The organism is Vibrio sp. C8, from assembly GCF_054051265.1.
Genome location: NZ_JBPAOE010000052.1, coordinates 182,295 through 198,012, shown reverse-complemented (window position 1 = coordinate 198,012; position 15,718 = coordinate 182,295). Strand labels below are relative to the sequence as shown.

The window sequence follows — 15,718 nt, the reverse complement described above, 5'->3', positions numbered from 1 at the left end:
CGCCTGGCTTCAATCGAGGCCTCTAACATCATTGCGATAGATACAATGATCACTGGTAAGAAAGACAAAACATAAAGCCGATGTCTAATGGTCAAATTCATGACGTATTCCTTTCATTATTTGTATTAAAATTTGTCCCTTAAATGTAAAGGTGGGTAAAGTCTGGTAAGCCTATGCAAATGAGCTTTTATGGGTAGGTTGTATTGCTATGATATTCACCAGTTATCAAGTTGCTAAAGAATATCATAATGTATAAATTTGCCGCTATTCTAACTCTATTATGGCTACCAAGTTTGCCGATGAACTTGGAGGATTTAGACAATTTTTTCATCTGGCGCCACCACTTAACGATGTACACAGGCCTCATTGGTCTAGGTTATATGGGGCTAGCAGTTTTACTTGCTGCTCGTTTTCGTTGGTTAGAAAAGAAAGTTGATGGTTTAGATAAAGGATATAGACTACATAAAAACTTAGGGATTGGTGCAACAGTATCTCTATTTTTTCACTGGCTGATTATCAAGAGCGGAAATTGGTTGGTAGGGGCTGGCGTACTTGAAAGGCCAAGCCGAGGGCCAATCCCAGAACTTGACGGAGTCAATTGGCAGGCGGTAGCTGTACAAATTGGTGATATTTCTTTTAAGGTGTTTATTATCTTTAGTATTATTAGTTTATATAAAACAATTGATTACAATAAGTTCAAGTTTACGCACAAAATTGGTGGCCTTTTGATGATTGCAGGTATTATTCATACTTTCTTCTTGCTAGATTGGGATGTCGCTTCTGCACTCATGAACTTTGCCATTGTAATTATTTCGGTGTTTGGTTTCGTGGGGGCGTGGCTTTCATTGTCAGGTGGTATTGGAAAAAAGAACACATCTGAAGGTCATGTAGTTAGTATTGAAGACTTCTCTGCAACGTTAGAACAGAAACTAGCTGTCAGATTTTCTATTAAACTAAGTACAGATATTAGCTATAAAGAAGGTCAATTCGCATACCTGAACTTTCATGATGGTGAAGCTCCACACCCATTCTCTATACTCAACTTCGATATGGACAATCAAAGAATAGAATTCGGAGTAAAAGATTTGGGCGACTACACCCATAAGATGGTAAATAGTCTTAAAGTCGGCCAAAAGGTCACAGTCGAGGGAGGTTACGGTGCATTTCAAATTCCTAGGTATGGGAAGCAAGTCTGGATTGGTGCAGGAATTGGTATAGTGCCTTTTGTTTCTCGACTTTACTGGCTAACAAGAGAGAATAACAAACGGCAGTACAAGCTCGAAAAAGTGCACTTATTTTATTGTGTTAACTCAGAGAAAGAAGCTTTCTTTCGCAATGAAATTTTGTCTCTTTTGCAACGTCTCGATTTTGTTGAACTGCACATGGTAATTTCGGATTTAGGTGAGTTTTTGGATAGTAATCTGATTCTAGAAAAAATGAAGAGTAATAACTTTGAGACTTGTTTTTGTGGGTCACAACAATTTGGAAGTATGTTAAAAACAGAACTTAGTTCTGCCGGAGTTTCGCATGAACGTTTCCACACAGAGCTTTTCATGATGCGTTAATCTCGCTTCTCACGCTTGGCAATCAAAGTAAATTTATAATTGCTTGATTTGAAGTAATTGCGACTGTATTCAAACACGGTGTCATCCTGTAAATAACTACGAGTTCTCTTTTCGATTATTGGTTCGGCTGGAGCAATACCCAGCAAATCTGCAATATCCTGAGGTGGAAGTATAGGAATTATCTCTTGCTCGCTGCGATCAATTATTAAGCCTTTTTGTTTTTCAATGTACTCATATTTTGAACCCTGCATAACCTGATAGGTCAAATCAGGGAACATTGCAGTAGGCATCCAAGTTTCTTCTACTGTAATTGGATTGTCGTCAACGTACCTTACCCGTTTGATATAAAAAATGCGCTCGCCCTCTTTAACGTCTAAGTGTTCAGCCATTGTAAGAGATGCACATCGTATCTCAAAAGAGAGAACGTCACTGTGTGTTACACCATCCAGGTGGGCCCATTTTTCAGCAAAGCTACTCTGTTGATACATGTCGTAGTTCACCTTACTTTCTTTTACGTAGGTCCCACTGCCTTGAATACTCTTAAGTTCTTCGTTTTCAATTAAGAGTTTAAGCGCTTGTCTAATGGTTACTCTACTTACCGAAAATTCTTCACGTAGCTGAGCCTCTGTAGGGAGAGCTTCACCTACTCTGTACTCTCCAGTACCAATTTTATTTCGTATTTCATCGGCTATTTTGCGATACATGGGAAGTCTTGTCATGGATACCTCGACAGATTGACAAATGAACTAACGGTATTCAGTTGTACGTTAGGATGATTGTGATTGAACTAGATATTAAGTCGCAACATGATACGAATTAAAAATAGATAATACAAATTGTATTCAATTTACGTCACTTCATATTTGAATATATAAATCATCCATGTTGCAGAGTTGAGGCAAAAAAACAAAGGCTCTAGGTAAACCGAGAGCCTTTGTAAGGGATAAGACAATTCTATGCTTTTGTTGTGGTTAGTCGTTTGTCTTTACCAACTGCTTTAAGCGCAATTGTTAGTGCAATAGACACAGCAATACCGACTAAAAAGTATAGTAACCATGACATTGGGTCCCCTATGACAGGAAGCATAAATACAGCGCCGCCAGCAACCGTCCCGATAGTAATTTTGGACGATAAAATCAGTGCAGCAGCAACACCTCCACCGACCATATGAGCTGGAATGATACGCATCGGATCCTTAACTGCGTAAGGGATTGCTCCTTCCGTAATACCACAGAAGCCCAAAATAGCTGTCGAAGGGCCCGCCAAACGGTCTTCTTCATCGAAGTAGCGCTTAAACAGGACTGACATGATGCCTAAAGACATTCCAGGAATACATTTTGCTGCTGTGAACGCCGCGTAGAAGATGGAAGCATCGCCTGCAAAGTCACCACTAGTGCCGACACCGATACAGAACATATAAGCGGCCTTGTTTACTGGCCCCCCCATATCGAAACATGCCATTGCACCAAGGATAAAACCAAGGATCATAAGGTTACTGGTTCCCATTGACGTTAACCATTCTACAAGACCTGAATTCAACTCAGCGAACAGTTTACCAGGGCCTACATACATGAATAGCAGAGTACAGATACCAGCAAGCAGAGGTGTGATTATTATCATTTTAACGGATTCAAGTACTGCAGGCACTTTGATTTGGCGGATCAGCATAACAAATACAGCGGCAGCAGCACCAGCGACTAGTCCTCCAAGGAATCCACCTGTCATAACAGAGATGCTCCCGAATCCGCCACCCATAGCAACATAACCGCCGACAAAACCAGGTGCAAGTCCAGGCTTACCTACCATACCGTAAGCTGTAAAGGCGGCAAGAACACAGACAAGTAGAGGGTTGAATGCCTTGAGCGTACTGTAATACAAAAAGTGAATGATACCTTGAAGAGAAGATTCAAACTGTGCTTTTGCTTCTGGCTGAGCAATAGCGGCGGTAACTTCTTTCTTTATTGCACTAATATCATTGTTAGCAAGGCCTTCAGACGCATTAATTATACCCAGGTCTGCATACGTTTTGCCTGTGTACTCGGTCAGAATTGCCTCATCATAAAGGTGAGTATAATCGTAGCCAAAGAATAGGTTTAAAAGACCTACGCAGAGACCACCGATTATAACTAAAGGGATGATGTGAGAGACACCTGATAATGCGCCTTTATACCAGTCTTTGAGAAATTTAACGACAATGTTGTCATTACTAACTTCTTCTCTCTCTTCTGAAAAAGAGCTGGTCGTTTTTTTCTGAGTAACACCATCTGCTTTCACTTTTTGTTCGAGAGCATCAAGCATTTCATCCGCTTTTTTTATTCCGTCTTTCACTTTACCGTGGACTGCAGGAAGACCTTCAAAGCGCTCTGCTTCTGCAACGCCAACATCCGTCGCGAATATGATGCCGTCAGCTTCAGCGACATCTTGCGGAGTGATCCGGCCGTCAAGACCATTGGCACCTTGCTTTTCAACTTTTATTTGCCAGCCTCGGGCTGCAGCTCTCTTTTCCAAATTTTTGGCAGCCATGTAGGTGTGAGCCACACCGGCGGTACATGCTGTAATCGCTAAGATTTTCATCTGTAGTCCCTTATGTTTCGTTTCTACAACTATTGAATTAATAAATGTTTTAGCTTACCCAGAGCAATCATGTATTTGCTCGATGACTTATTATTGCTCACATTTCACCCTTCATCTGTGATGCTATTCACATATGTATTATAAATGTATTATTGTTGTTCCTACAAATTTCAACAAAATGTTTTTCTGATTCTTTTTTATTTGTTAAAAAAACAGTATATTATATTGATATTTAAATTTTTGTGGTTGAAGGTTCAGGCGGTGTAATCTTTTCTTTCTTTTATGAGATATGGATCAAAAAAACAATTGTATTGTAGTTGTATTATATTTGCATTGTTTGGTCGAGAAGAGACCAATGAACCTGATGACAGGAAAATGACTATGAACTTAACTACATTGACTAATCCATCGCTAATTAACCTCCAAATTGCTTTTGAGAGTCGTGATCAAGCGATAGAAGTGCTCGCAGAACAACTAAACCAGCAGGGCAAGCTCCATGATAAAGATGAATATCTTAAAGCCGTATTTGAGCGTGAAGCACACGGTGCAACAGCACTCGGTGAAGGCCTAGCTGTGCCTCATGGAAAGACCGATGCGGTAAAAGAAGCGGCCTTCGCCGTTGCGACCCTTAAACAAGAATTGAAGTGGCAAGGTATTGATGAAGAAGAAGATGTAAACCTCATTTTCCTTATAGCTATTCCAAATGCAGAGGCGGGATCAACTCATATGCAGTTGCTTACTGAGTTAACTAGTACGCTGGTCGATGATGACGTGAGAGAAGCAGTACTAGCGGCTACTACTGTCGAAGAAATTATGAGCTTGCTTCGAGATGAAGAACCCCAGCCAGTGGTTGATGGGGTGGTTGGCTCAGAGCTTGTCGTTGAGACGGCAAACCAAGATGAGCAAAAAGGCTTTTCTAAGTTTGTATCAAAACTATTTGGACGCTCTTGAGAGCAACTCATCACTCTTCGTACATCGTAAATGCATTAACTAAGGTATTCCCCAAATGATTAAATCACGTGTTCACATTACTCCTCATATGCACTGGGATCGTGAATGGTATTTCACAACTGAAGAATCTCGTATTCTTTTGGTCAACAATATGGAAGAAATCATGCAGCGTTTGGAGTGCGATCCGCAGTACAAATATTACGTACTTGATGGTCAGACTGCTGTGCTGGAAGACTATTTCGCGATCAAACCAGAGAACAAGCAACGTGTTCAATCCTTAGTTGAAGCGGGTAAATTGATCATTGGTCCTTGGTATTCTCAAACCGATACGATGCAGGTCTCTGGGGAGTCGATTGTTCGTAATATGCTATACGGAATTCGAGATTGTATGGCGCTCGGTGAGCCTATGAAAATTGGCTATTTGCCAGATTCCTTCTCAATGAGTTCGCAATTACCGATGATTTATAATGGGTTTGGTATTGATACTGCGATGTTTTGGCGTGGTTGTTCAGAGCGTCATGGCACTAACAAAACCGAATTTTTATGGCAATCTAATGACGGCTCAGAAGTCATGACGCAAGTGCTACCATTGGGTTACGCAATTGGTAAATACCTGCCACAAGATGAAGCCAGCTTGCGTGCACGTTTAGATAAATACTTTCCTGTGTTGGAGAAACCTTCGGTCACAAAAGATATTTTGCTACCGAATGGTCATGACCAAATGCCAATCCAAAAAGATATCTTCGAAGTAATGGATAAGCTTCGCGAGATCTACCCAGAACGTGAGTTTGTTATGAGCCGTTTTGAGGAGGTGTTTGATCGTATTCGTGATGAGCGCGATAAACTTGATACCATCAAGGGTGAGTTTAATGACGGCAAGTATATGCGTGTTCACCGAACCATCTCATCGACACGTATGGATATCAAGTTGATCCATGCAGAAGTAGAAAACAAGATCGTCAATATTCTAGAGCCGCTTGCTTCAATTGCCTGGACGCTAGGCTTTGAATATCACCACGGACTTATTGAGAAAATGTGGAAAGAGAGCATGAAAAACCATGCCCATGACTCGATTGGCTGCTGTTGTTCAGACAAAGTTCATGCTGAAATTTTGAATCGATACATTCTAGCTGACGACATGGCGACGAACCTCATCAACTTCTATAAGCGTAAGATTGTCGACCACATGCCTGCGCGCGAAGGTTGCGACAAGCTAGTGCTATTTAATTTGTCGCCGTATGAGCGTGATGAAGTGATCAATACCACGATTACCATTCGTGCAGAGTCCTTCAATCTGTTTGATGACCTAGGCAATTCTGTTGAGTACTACATTCAAGATCAGCGCGTAATTGATCCCGGTAAAATTGACCGACAAATTGTACATTACGGCAACTACGATCCGTTCATTGAATACGACATTCAAATTAAGTACGCCGTACCTGCGATGGGGTATACAACATTGCACATCGAAGCGAACCAAACTGGAGCACAAAAAGAAATTGATTTTGGTGGTGACGCAGCCATGATGGAAAATGAATTCTATCGTATCAACGTCAACTCCAACGGCACATTGACTATTTTCGACAAAGAAACGCAGATGACTTTTGATCAAGTCCTGCGTCTTGAAGATGGTTCGGATGATGGGGATGAATACGACTACTCACCGTCACGTAAGGAGTGGATACTGTACTCGGATGAGTATGATGCACAAATCTCAGTAAAACATGAGGGTTTCCAGTCGGTGGCAACTATCGAAACTCATATGGAGGTGCCTGAGGATTTAATAGAACGGGAAGCTCGTAGCGGCTTAAGTGGGTATGTCCATATTGAATGTCAAGTAATCCTTAAGCAAGGCTCACGTCGAATTGACGTTTGCATGGTTGTTGACAACCAAGCGGATGATCACCGCGTGCGTGTACTGATACCAACACCGTTTGTCTCTGAGCGTGTGGTTGCAGACAACCAGTTTGGTTTGATTACTCGTCCAACCAACGATCCTGCTATGCAAGTATGGGAGCAAGAAGGTTGGAAAGAAGCTCCAGTACCTGTGTATCAGCTTATTAACTTTGCTGCAGTGGAAAATCAAGTGGGAGGCTTGGCGCTCATGACTAACGGCTTGCGCGAGTTTGAAGTGATCGCAAGTCAAGGCGACGAGCAGCGTGATACCTTTGCTCTAACATTACTTCGTGGTGTTGGCGTGTTAGGTAAAGAAGAGCTGTTGCTTCGCCCTGGTCGTCCGTCGGGTATTAAAATACCTACTCCGGATTCACAAACTCGCGGTAAGTTGGAGTGCAATTTTGCGCTATTTGGCTTCGCAGGCAATCATATTGACGCTAACGTTATGGCTCATGCTCGAGATAACGTGACACCAATAGAGTGTTACAACAAGATCCCATATAACGCTATGAAACTCAATGTTGGCAAGCAAGATATTCCGTTAACTTATAGTTTATTCAATAAATCAATCGATGGTGCGGTATTAAGTGCGGTGAAAAAAGCTGAAGACGCTGAAGCCTTAATTATTCGAGTTTTCAATCCATCAGAAAATAAAGAGATAGTCGACGAAGTGACTTTCGAAGATGGAATCACGTCTTGGAACGAAACATTGTTGGATGAATCAATCATTTCGACAGCAACGCACAATACATCATTTGGCCTTATAAAACCGTGTCAGGTTAAGTCTTTCCTAGTGAAGTTCTAATGGAGTAGGTCGTTTTTGACGACCAACTTCAAGAGTATCAATAAGAAATAAGGTTAATTGAATGAAGATCGTAATTGCTCCAGATTCGTATAAAGAATCTATGAATGCTAGGCAGGCTTGTTGTGCTATTGAAGAAGGCTTTAGAGAAGTGTTCCCTAATGCCGAATACCAGCATCTTCCATTGGCTGATGGAGGAGAAGGAACTGTTGAAGTATTAACACAAGGCTTGAAAGGAGAACACCGAGTTTCTCTTGTTGAAGGCCCAATGGGAACCCCTGTTCATGCTAATTGGGCGTTGTTAGATAATGGGACAACCGCACTGATAGAAGTAGCAGCCGCTTCAGGTTTAGACCTGCTAAAACCAAGTGAGCGAAATCCGATGGTGGCATCTACTTATGGTACTGGCGAAATAATTAAAGAAGCGTTGGATATTGGTGTAAAGAAAATACTATTAGGACTCGGCGGAAGTGCGACCAATGATGGCGGGGCCGGAATCGTACAAGCGCTTGGTGGCAAATTATTGGACAGTGATGGAAACGAATTGTCTAAAGGTGGTGCCGCATTAGAGCAGATTTATTCCATAAATTTAGCTAACGCTCATCCTCGATGTAAATATGTTGAATTGCAGGTCGCATGTGATGTGTCTAATCCATTATGTGGGGAGTTTGGTGCAAGTCATATTTACGGCCCTCAAAAAGGTGCCTCTGAAGAGATGATAACCAAACTCGATAAAGCGTTAGGGCAATTCTCAATGGTTGCAGCCCCAATTAATGGGGCAGATCATCGTCACAGTGCGGGCTTTGGAGCAGCAGGTGGGGTTCCTTTAGGTTTATCGATTTTGTTTGATATTCATCTTCAGCCAGGAATAGAAATGGTAATGGATGCCTTGAATGTTGATGAGCTTCTTAAAAACACAGACTTGGTTATTACTGGTGAAGGTCAGATGGACAACCAAACTCTGCAGGGAAAAGTACCATTTGGTATAGCAAAACGCGCAAAATTTAGAGGTATTCCCGTTATTGGTATTGCAGGCTCTTTAGGAGAAAATATTGATGACTTATACGGATATATAGATACGCTATTTGGTACTGTTCGTGCTCCACAACCTTTAGAAACAGTTCTCGCTGAAGCAAAATCCAATTTAACTAGGACTTCTAGAAATCTAGCATCCGCACTTTGGTTAGGTATGAGTTTGGCAGATAAGGGGACGAACAATGGATAACTCTATATTCAAGCTTGACAATGTTGTTCAACATTACCCTTGGGGCAGCTCAACTGCTCTATCAGAACTGTTTGGTATTGATAATCCAGATCACGTACCACAAGCGGAAATATGGATGGGCTCACATCCCAATGGATGTTCAAAAATACTAACAAGTGGCAAGACTCTAGCAGAACTCATTCTTGAAGACCCTAACCAAGTGCTAGGAAATTATACAGCAGATCGATTTGGTGATTTACCATTTCTGTTTAAGGTACTGGCAGCAGAAAAGCCTCTTTCAGTTCAAGTGCATCCAAGCAAAAAGAAAGCAGAAGAAGGTTTCGAGAAAGAAAATTCTCTTGGTATCGCATTGGGTGCTAGCAACCGCAATTTCAAGGATGGCAATCATAAGCCTGAGTTGGTGTACGCATTGACCTTCTATAAAGCAATGAACGGATTTAGGCCAATATCAGACATTGTCAGTTTATTTAATCAGGCAAAAATAGAGTCATTGCGTAATGACATTGATACCTTACAGGCCAATCAACATGAGAAAGGTTTAAAGGCTTTTTTTTCAGTTGTCATGAATCTTTCCGGTGAACGCAAACAACAGGCTTTATCTGAGTTATATCGAGCGTTAGCTGATGGGGCAAAAACACTAAAAGCACGAGAAGCATTTTCACTTATCTCTGAATTTAAACGCGATTATGATGACGACATAGGACTTTTTTCACCATTATTGTTAAATGTGATTGAACTAGAGCCAGGTGATGCAATGTTTTTGCATGCGGAAACACCTCATGCATACGTACGAGGTGTGGGTTTGGAGATTATGGCTAATTCAGACAATGTCCTTCGTGCGGGATTAACGCCCAAATACATGGATGTTTCGGAGTTGATTGAAAATACTAAATTCATACCGACTCCGTCAGAGCGTATCAAATTACTGCCTTATCAAATGGAAAATAAGTTAGGTTATCCAATTCCTGTAGATGACTTTGGCTTTGAGATTATTAATGTAGATTTGACCAGCAGAAAGCAGTACGTACGTAGTGCGGAAATTTTGTTTTGTATTGAGGGCAAAGTCGATATCACTGTACTGAATACAACCGTTACATTAGCCGCTGGTGAATCTGCGTTTGTAAGCTGTAGCTCAAGAGGATACAACTATCGTGGTTCAGGCGCATTGGCGAGAGCTTTTAATTGATGCTTCCCCCTTAATAGGCATCTTTGAGTCTTAAAGACTATTTGCTCCTTAGCTCCCGCCTACTTGGCGGGTTTTTTGTATTAAGAGTTAGTGCACTTACCGTGTTCCGTATGTCGCGCAATATCAGTTTAGATGCCCGCTATAGGTGCGGAGAGTTCAACGATCACGAAAGAGCATGGGGCACTTTCCGACTCTCGTGCCTTTTGGCTACTGCGTATTAACCACGTCCGCTGTTTCGAAGGATAACGCACCTTACACGGATTCACATGCGTTCATCATGCTGACTACCTAGCACTCACCCGACTTGTGTTTATCAGGAGGAGCGTCCTCTAACGATTTAGATCCCGATTGACAAATACCAATCTTCGTTACATTGTCAGAGCCGTTACTTTATTCAAGCTCCTAGGTTCATCTGGTGATACAGATGGTTCACTCGTTTAGCGGTGAACAGCGTTTCATACGACCTCACGTCGCACGCCCCGTTCCTTGTTTCAGCGCTGACTTTCATGATCATTATCTACTCATTATGCTATGATTAATCTAATGTCATTTACGAGTCGAGATGTGAGCATTAATCGTACTCAAATAGCGTTGTACGAAATTTTCCAACAAGTACGAGCATTAAGATTTGCTACAATATTATCTAGGCATGGAATCAGAATAGGTTACGTATGAGTACTGAATTTATAATAGCAATGGGGATTCTTTTAGGTGGTTCGTTCGCGGTGGCTACGTTTGCTGTAATATATGATAAGAATCGAAGCAACAAATAGAAAAACATTAGGTTAGCTCTATAGCTTGTGTCTCTGAAAGTAACTCTGTTTGCACCGACTACATAGAGTTACCATAGACAGTGTTCAAATTGTATTAATACATACACCACGAAATCGCGTAAATTTCATGTCAAACATGACTGATATGGCTTCTTTGTATTCGCTAAATTCCACCAGATAGTCAAAAATCTCCGTTAGAATCTTCGCTTATCCTTTTAGCCCTTAGTATCAATTGGTGATGTTTATATCGTATTCGGATGTTTAATACGTAGTCTTTGTGCTAGAGAAGATATAGTATTCACAGGTGATTATCGGATTAGATTTTAAAGTCATATAAATCAACTGGTTAATGTTTTTCGGGGTCCCGTAAGTGCTGATGATTATCCAAAGATTTACATGAGGCCTACAAGATAGGAAGAATATATCATTCATACTCTATTTACAGACTTGATTATATGATAGAAAAATCAATTAGTTATGATTTTTCTGTAATATCACATAGAACACTTTCATCCGTGAATTCCTTGTTATAATCGAACGATATGGATGTCTAATACTAAATTGATAAATGGAAAGAATTAATCTTCAGCAATAAAGAACGATTCATTTAAAAAGCTGCAGTATCTACTTCAAAAACAACACATGTCTCGCATTTTTAATGTGGTTAAAGTGGTTGTTTATTTTTGTTCAAAGTAACAACTTTGTACTTACCCTCTTTAATTGCCAATTTACAGGCTCGCGTCAATTTATGCATTGACTCAACCTTGCGGTGATTTGTAATTATGGTTTTTCGTGAACCCATGCTTTTACCTATATAAAATAACCACTTTATTATTGAATAATACTAGATGATCACAGGCTGCCTTACCAGATATTTATAGCGCTACAAACTTTAGGTGGTTTGTAAGCTTTGTTTGTCGAACAGTTGGGGAGTATATCCAAAGCAGCCCGTATCCTTGGTTGCTCCCGCCAATCCCTTTACACCTAAAAATAATGGCAGAAGAAGAGCCATTATGTCTGAAGCGGATTAATAAGCCTCTGAAACGCAGTAAGAATCGTATCCCAGAGCACGTAGAAGACAAGATTATAGAGCTGACGTTACAGAATACACACTTTACATTGATGCAACTAATGATGGAGTTAAAACAGCACGGCATCAATGTGAGTATCGGCACGATTAAAAATATCTGGAAGGAAGAGAAACTCAATACCAGACAGCTTAGGATTATGAAATCACAATCGCTGAATATTGATGTGTAAGGAGAGAAGTATTAATCCAGACCAGAATGTAAAGGCATGACAGAATCGGCTGGTACTTGTCCCGTCATCTTCCCTCAGTAATGCCAGTGCCGTTGATCAGATTTGGTCATCCGATAGGCTGGATATATAAGCTGAAATTTTCTTCTAGAAGAAGACAGGGAGAACTATTTCGACAATGCAAACGCTGACTTCTGGCAAATCAAAACTCAATCACTATCGGGTAAATACTCGATCACATCTTCAATCTTACAGTCAAAGAACTTACACAAGGCTTCAATGGTGGTGACGCTGGTATGGTATCCGGTGTTATTAGCAATTTTTGACATAGCTGAACTTTGAATACCTACTTGCTCAGCCAAATAAGATAAAGTTATCCGTCTCCCTTCGCGCTTAGACTTCTCTGCCACTAATTCTCTAATCTTATATCTAATCAAATTATTATTACCAAATGTTTGAATAAATGTCTTGATAAGACGAAAAATGACCCGTATATTTGTCTTGAGAAGACGAAAACAAGTCAAAAGGAGGTCTCTATGAACCAGACACTATTAACGGTGAAAGAGCTCGCAGTTCGGATCAAATTTAGCGCCAACTACATTAATGCAAAACTGCGAGACTCAGTTTTTATCGAAGGTAAACACTACATTCGACCTTTCCATGGTAGAAAAATTCTATACATATGGGAAGAGGTAGAAGTGGAATTATACCAGAGTGCGACACGAAATGCGGTTTATATTCCGATGGCGGCAGGGAGAGTATGTTATGGGTAGCGTTAATGTAAGGGGAGGCAAGCTATATATAGATTTTCGTTATTGTAACGTGCGGTGTAGAGAACAAACGTTACTTAATAACACAGCCGCTAATCAGAGGAAACTCGCCAAACTGCTAAATCAGATTGATGCGGATATCAGGTTAGGGTGTTTCGTTTACAGCGAATATTTTCCTGAGTCGAATCTTGCATCTAAGTTCGTCAAGCAAGATATCCTGGCTCGGCGGAAGAAAGAAGAGTTGCTCGGCGCTTATAAAACGGCTTCGCAGGAGCTGCAGGGAATTACCAGCATTCCCTTTGAAGATTTTGCCCACGAATGGTTCGGTGAAAATGAGGTTCGCTGGAAAACCAGTTATGTAAACAGCATGAAAGTGTATCTGTTTGGTTATCTCGTACCTGAGTTTGGCGATGTGAATGTCGATCAAATTCAGCGGCCAGATATCCTCAAATACCGAGCAAAGTTAATGCAGACCAAACCGGATGGAACGAAGCTCTCAACCGACTTTGTCAATCATGTCATGACACCTCTTCGCATGATATTACGTGAAGCGGCTGACCGCTATGGGTTTCGGTGCCAGTTTGAAAACATCAAACCATTGCGGGTAGAAAAGCGCGATGTGAATCCGTTTACTTTGGAAGAAGTGATGGATTTCTTAAATGTGGTGAAAAACGAGTATCGCAATTACTTTCTGGTACGTTTTTTTACCGGCATGCGCACCTCAGAAATCGATGGTCTGAAATGGCGATATGTGGATTTTCGTTTAGGGGTAATTAGTGTCCGTGAAACCTATGTTCAGGGGAAGATGGATACCACGAAAACCTTGGGTTCTGCTCGTGATATTCATATGTCGAGTATAGTGGTGGAAGCGCTCAATGCTCAGAAAGAAGTGACTGGGGCAGGAGAGTATGTCTTTTGTAACGCCGAAGGTAATCCTTTGGATAAAGGTAACATTCGCGACCGGGTTTGGAAGCCAACCTTAAGGAAAATGGGCTTACCTTATCGTCGCCCGTACGAAACTCGTCATACTGCCGCGACACTCTGGTTAGCGGCTGGTGAGGCACCGGAATGGATTGCCCGTCAGATGGGGCATTCCAATACCAAAATGTTGTTCGAAATCTACAGCCGTTATGTTCCCAACCTAACTCGTCAGGATGGCTCAGCATTTGAACGCTTACTGACCCAGGTGAAGGAGAAAAAACAATGAAATACAACACCATGACCGTTCATTGTGCCAGCTTATGCCTAGACGTATTAAATCAGGGACACTTCTTTCGTTACACCACGCCCGATATTCTGGCGTTTAAGTCGGAAGTGAAAATGCAAATTCGTGTGCGACTAGAGCCGGTATCCAGTGTCATACCGGATGAAGAGGGAATGATTGATGCGTTGGCGTCAGGGGTGATGAATGTACTGCTGCATTATCACTTCACTGCGGGGCGTGTATCACCGGATTTAATTTTGGGCTTGATACAACATCGATTCGATGTTTTCGTCAAAGAGCGGAAAGCTCGACGTGATACTCAGGGTACTTTTGGATAGGTGAACGCATGTTGGACTACTTAGACCGTCCCATTGCTTTCCATCGTGCGTTTGTTCAGTTGGGCATCGGTATTACCGGTGCTTTACTGCTCAGTCAGGCGTTGTACTGGTCAAAACGGACTAAAGACGCTGAACGATGGTTTTATAAATCGATTGAAGAGTGGGGTGAAGAAACGGGGATGACCCGCAGAGAGATTGATACGGCTCGTTCAAAGTTAAGAAAACTGGGTATTCTGGTGGAGAAAAAACAAGGGGTGCCGTGCCGGATTTACTACCGGATTGATGAGCCAAACTTGATTGGCTGTTTGGGGCAAACTAGTATGGCGGATTGCGCCAATCCAGAGTTTACCCATCCGCCAGACTGTAGTGGCGAAATCCGCCGACCTATTACAGAGAGTACACAGAGATTACCAAAGACTACAACAGAGACTGCTTCGCCGAAGAGTGAATTTGGTTTACCTTGGAGGTTAAAACGATGAGTCACTTCACGTCGATTCTCAAACATATTCCTGATCATATCACGCCAAAGACGGTTGAAGAGATGGAGCACATTCGTCGCCATAGTCAGCCGAGTGTTGATATTACAGCCTCATCACGTTCAGTGATCGGTGAGGTAAGAGGGGTAGGTACCCGTTTTAAACAATGCCGTTTGGAGAACTATAGGAGCCACACTCCAACTCGGGCAGACGCGGTCAGTACTTTACAACGTTGGATTGAATGGGTTAGCCAAGGTATGGATACCAACTTGGTATTGGCTGGTTATCGTGGATCTGGAAAGACGCATCTGGCAACGGCGGTGATGTATTCACTGAGTGATTTGGGACTAAGCAGTGAAATTATTTCTTTCCATGATTTGATACTAGAAATTCGCAGTACTTATCGCTCAAGTACCACCCAATCAGAATGGCAAATACTTCAGCGTTTAACTCAGAGCGATGTGCTGGTGGTGGACGACTTAGATAAATCCCGCCATTCAGCCAGTGAGCAGAAAACGCTTCAGACATTAATCGATAAACGATACCGCAATCAATTGCCTACGGTGTTAATTACGCCGTTACCAGGTCAGGTATTTTGCTCTTTAGTCGGAGAAGTGGTGTTAACTCGATTACGACAAGGTCAGTTAGTGTGGATTGAGTGTGTTTGGGAAAATCATTATTTCCCCTGATAAACGAGATAA

14 protein-coding genes and 1 pseudogene are annotated in these 15,718 nt (G+C 41.7%); 12 read left to right on the top strand and 3 right to left on the bottom strand.

The window, feature by feature from the left end; translation table 11 throughout:
* Positions 1-248: 248 nt before the first annotated feature.
* Positions 249-1,565, top strand: a complete 1,317-nt coding sequence (locus tag ACRQQK_RS20320; RefSeq protein ID WP_457514438.1) for a ferredoxin reductase family protein — start codon at positions 249-251, stop codon at positions 1,563-1,565.
* Here ACRQQK_RS20320 and ACRQQK_RS20315 read toward each other — a convergent pair.
* Positions 1,562-2,284 carry a GntR family transcriptional regulator gene (locus ACRQQK_RS20315; protein ID WP_457514437.1) on the bottom strand — a complete coding sequence of 241 codons (723 nt, stop codon included), beginning with the start codon at positions 2,282-2,284 and terminating at the stop codon, positions 1,562-1,564. The two genes, ACRQQK_RS20320 and ACRQQK_RS20315, sit on opposite strands and share 4 nt — an antisense overlap.
* A 235-nt stretch (positions 2,285-2,519) precedes the next feature.
* Complete coding sequence (locus ACRQQK_RS20310) at positions 2,520-4,139, bottom strand: PTS fructose transporter subunit IIC (RefSeq protein ID WP_102942330.1); 1,620 nt, start codon at positions 4,137-4,139, stop codon at positions 2,520-2,522.
* Between the two features lie 381 nt (positions 4,140-4,520).
* Between ACRQQK_RS20310 and ACRQQK_RS20305 the strand changes: the two are divergent.
* The 6 genes and pseudogenes from ACRQQK_RS20305 to ACRQQK_RS20280 all read left to right on the top strand — a co-directional run.
* Positions 4,521-4,982: pseudogene (locus ACRQQK_RS20305) on the top strand (fructose PTS transporter subunit IIA); the annotation flags it as partial.
* Between the two features lie 163 nt (positions 4,983-5,145).
* The gene (gene mngB / locus ACRQQK_RS20300) at positions 5,146-7,791 is read left to right on the top strand and encodes a mannosylglycerate hydrolase (protein ID WP_457514436.1); all 2,646 of its coding nucleotides are present in this window, start codon (positions 5,146-5,148) and stop codon (positions 7,789-7,791) included.
* 61 nt (positions 7,792-7,852) lie between these two features.
* Complete coding sequence (locus ACRQQK_RS20295) at positions 7,853-9,013, top strand: glycerate kinase (protein ID WP_457514435.1); 1,161 nt, start codon at positions 7,853-7,855, stop codon at positions 9,011-9,013.
* Positions 9,006-10,199 carry a mannose-6-phosphate isomerase, class I gene (gene manA / locus ACRQQK_RS20290; protein ID WP_457514433.1) on the top strand — a complete coding sequence of 398 codons (1,194 nt, stop codon included), beginning with the start codon at positions 9,006-9,008 and terminating at the stop codon, positions 10,197-10,199. Before ACRQQK_RS20295 ends, manA begins: the two co-directional genes overlap by 8 nt.
* 1,683 nt (positions 10,200-11,882) lie before the next feature.
* On the top strand, positions 11,883-11,960 hold the full coding sequence (locus ACRQQK_RS20285; RefSeq protein ID WP_457514447.1) for a helix-turn-helix domain-containing protein: 78 nt from the start codon (positions 11,883-11,885) through the stop codon (positions 11,958-11,960).
* A 5-nt stretch (positions 11,961-11,965) separates the two neighbouring features.
* On the top strand, positions 11,966-12,232 hold the full coding sequence (locus ACRQQK_RS20280; RefSeq protein WP_457514431.1) for a hypothetical protein: 267 nt from the start codon (positions 11,966-11,968) through the stop codon (positions 12,230-12,232).
* A gap of 206 nt (positions 12,233-12,438) precedes the next feature.
* Here the strand turns inward: ACRQQK_RS20280 and ACRQQK_RS20275 are convergent, their stop codons facing one another.
* Complete coding sequence (locus ACRQQK_RS20275; RefSeq protein WP_242506669.1) at positions 12,439-12,639, bottom strand: helix-turn-helix domain-containing protein; 201 nt, start codon at positions 12,637-12,639, stop codon at positions 12,439-12,441.
* 126 nt (positions 12,640-12,765) lie between these two features.
* Between ACRQQK_RS20275 and ACRQQK_RS20270 the strand changes: the two genes are divergently transcribed.
* Genes ACRQQK_RS20270 through ACRQQK_RS20250 form a run of 5 tightly spaced genes read left to right on the top strand, consistent with a single transcriptional unit; the run spans position 12,766 to position 15,706 of the window.
* The gene (locus ACRQQK_RS20270) at positions 12,766-13,002 is read left to right on the top strand and encodes a hypothetical protein (RefSeq protein ID WP_457514429.1); all 237 of its coding nucleotides are present in this window, start codon (positions 12,766-12,768) and stop codon (positions 13,000-13,002) included.
* Positions 12,995-14,206, top strand: coding sequence for an Arm DNA-binding domain-containing protein (locus ACRQQK_RS20265; protein WP_457514428.1), 1,212 nt, complete (start codon positions 12,995-12,997; stop codon positions 14,204-14,206). Before ACRQQK_RS20270 ends, ACRQQK_RS20265 begins: the two co-directional genes overlap by 8 nt.
* Positions 14,203-14,541, top strand: coding sequence for a hypothetical protein (locus ACRQQK_RS20260; protein WP_457514426.1), 339 nt, complete (start codon positions 14,203-14,205; stop codon positions 14,539-14,541). The genes ACRQQK_RS20265 and ACRQQK_RS20260 overlap by 4 nt, the downstream gene beginning before the upstream one ends.
* Before the next feature lie 8 nt (positions 14,542-14,549).
* Positions 14,550-15,020: a hypothetical protein gene (locus ACRQQK_RS20255; RefSeq protein WP_457514425.1), complete on the top strand. Its 471-nt coding sequence runs from the start codon at positions 14,550-14,552 to the stop codon at positions 15,018-15,020.
* The gene (locus ACRQQK_RS20250) at positions 15,017-15,706 is read left to right on the top strand and encodes an ATP-binding protein (RefSeq protein ID WP_457514423.1); all 690 of its coding nucleotides are present in this window, start codon (positions 15,017-15,019) and stop codon (positions 15,704-15,706) included. The genes ACRQQK_RS20255 and ACRQQK_RS20250 overlap by 4 nt, the downstream gene beginning before the upstream one ends.
* The last annotated feature ends 12 nt before the right edge of the window (positions 15,707-15,718 follow it).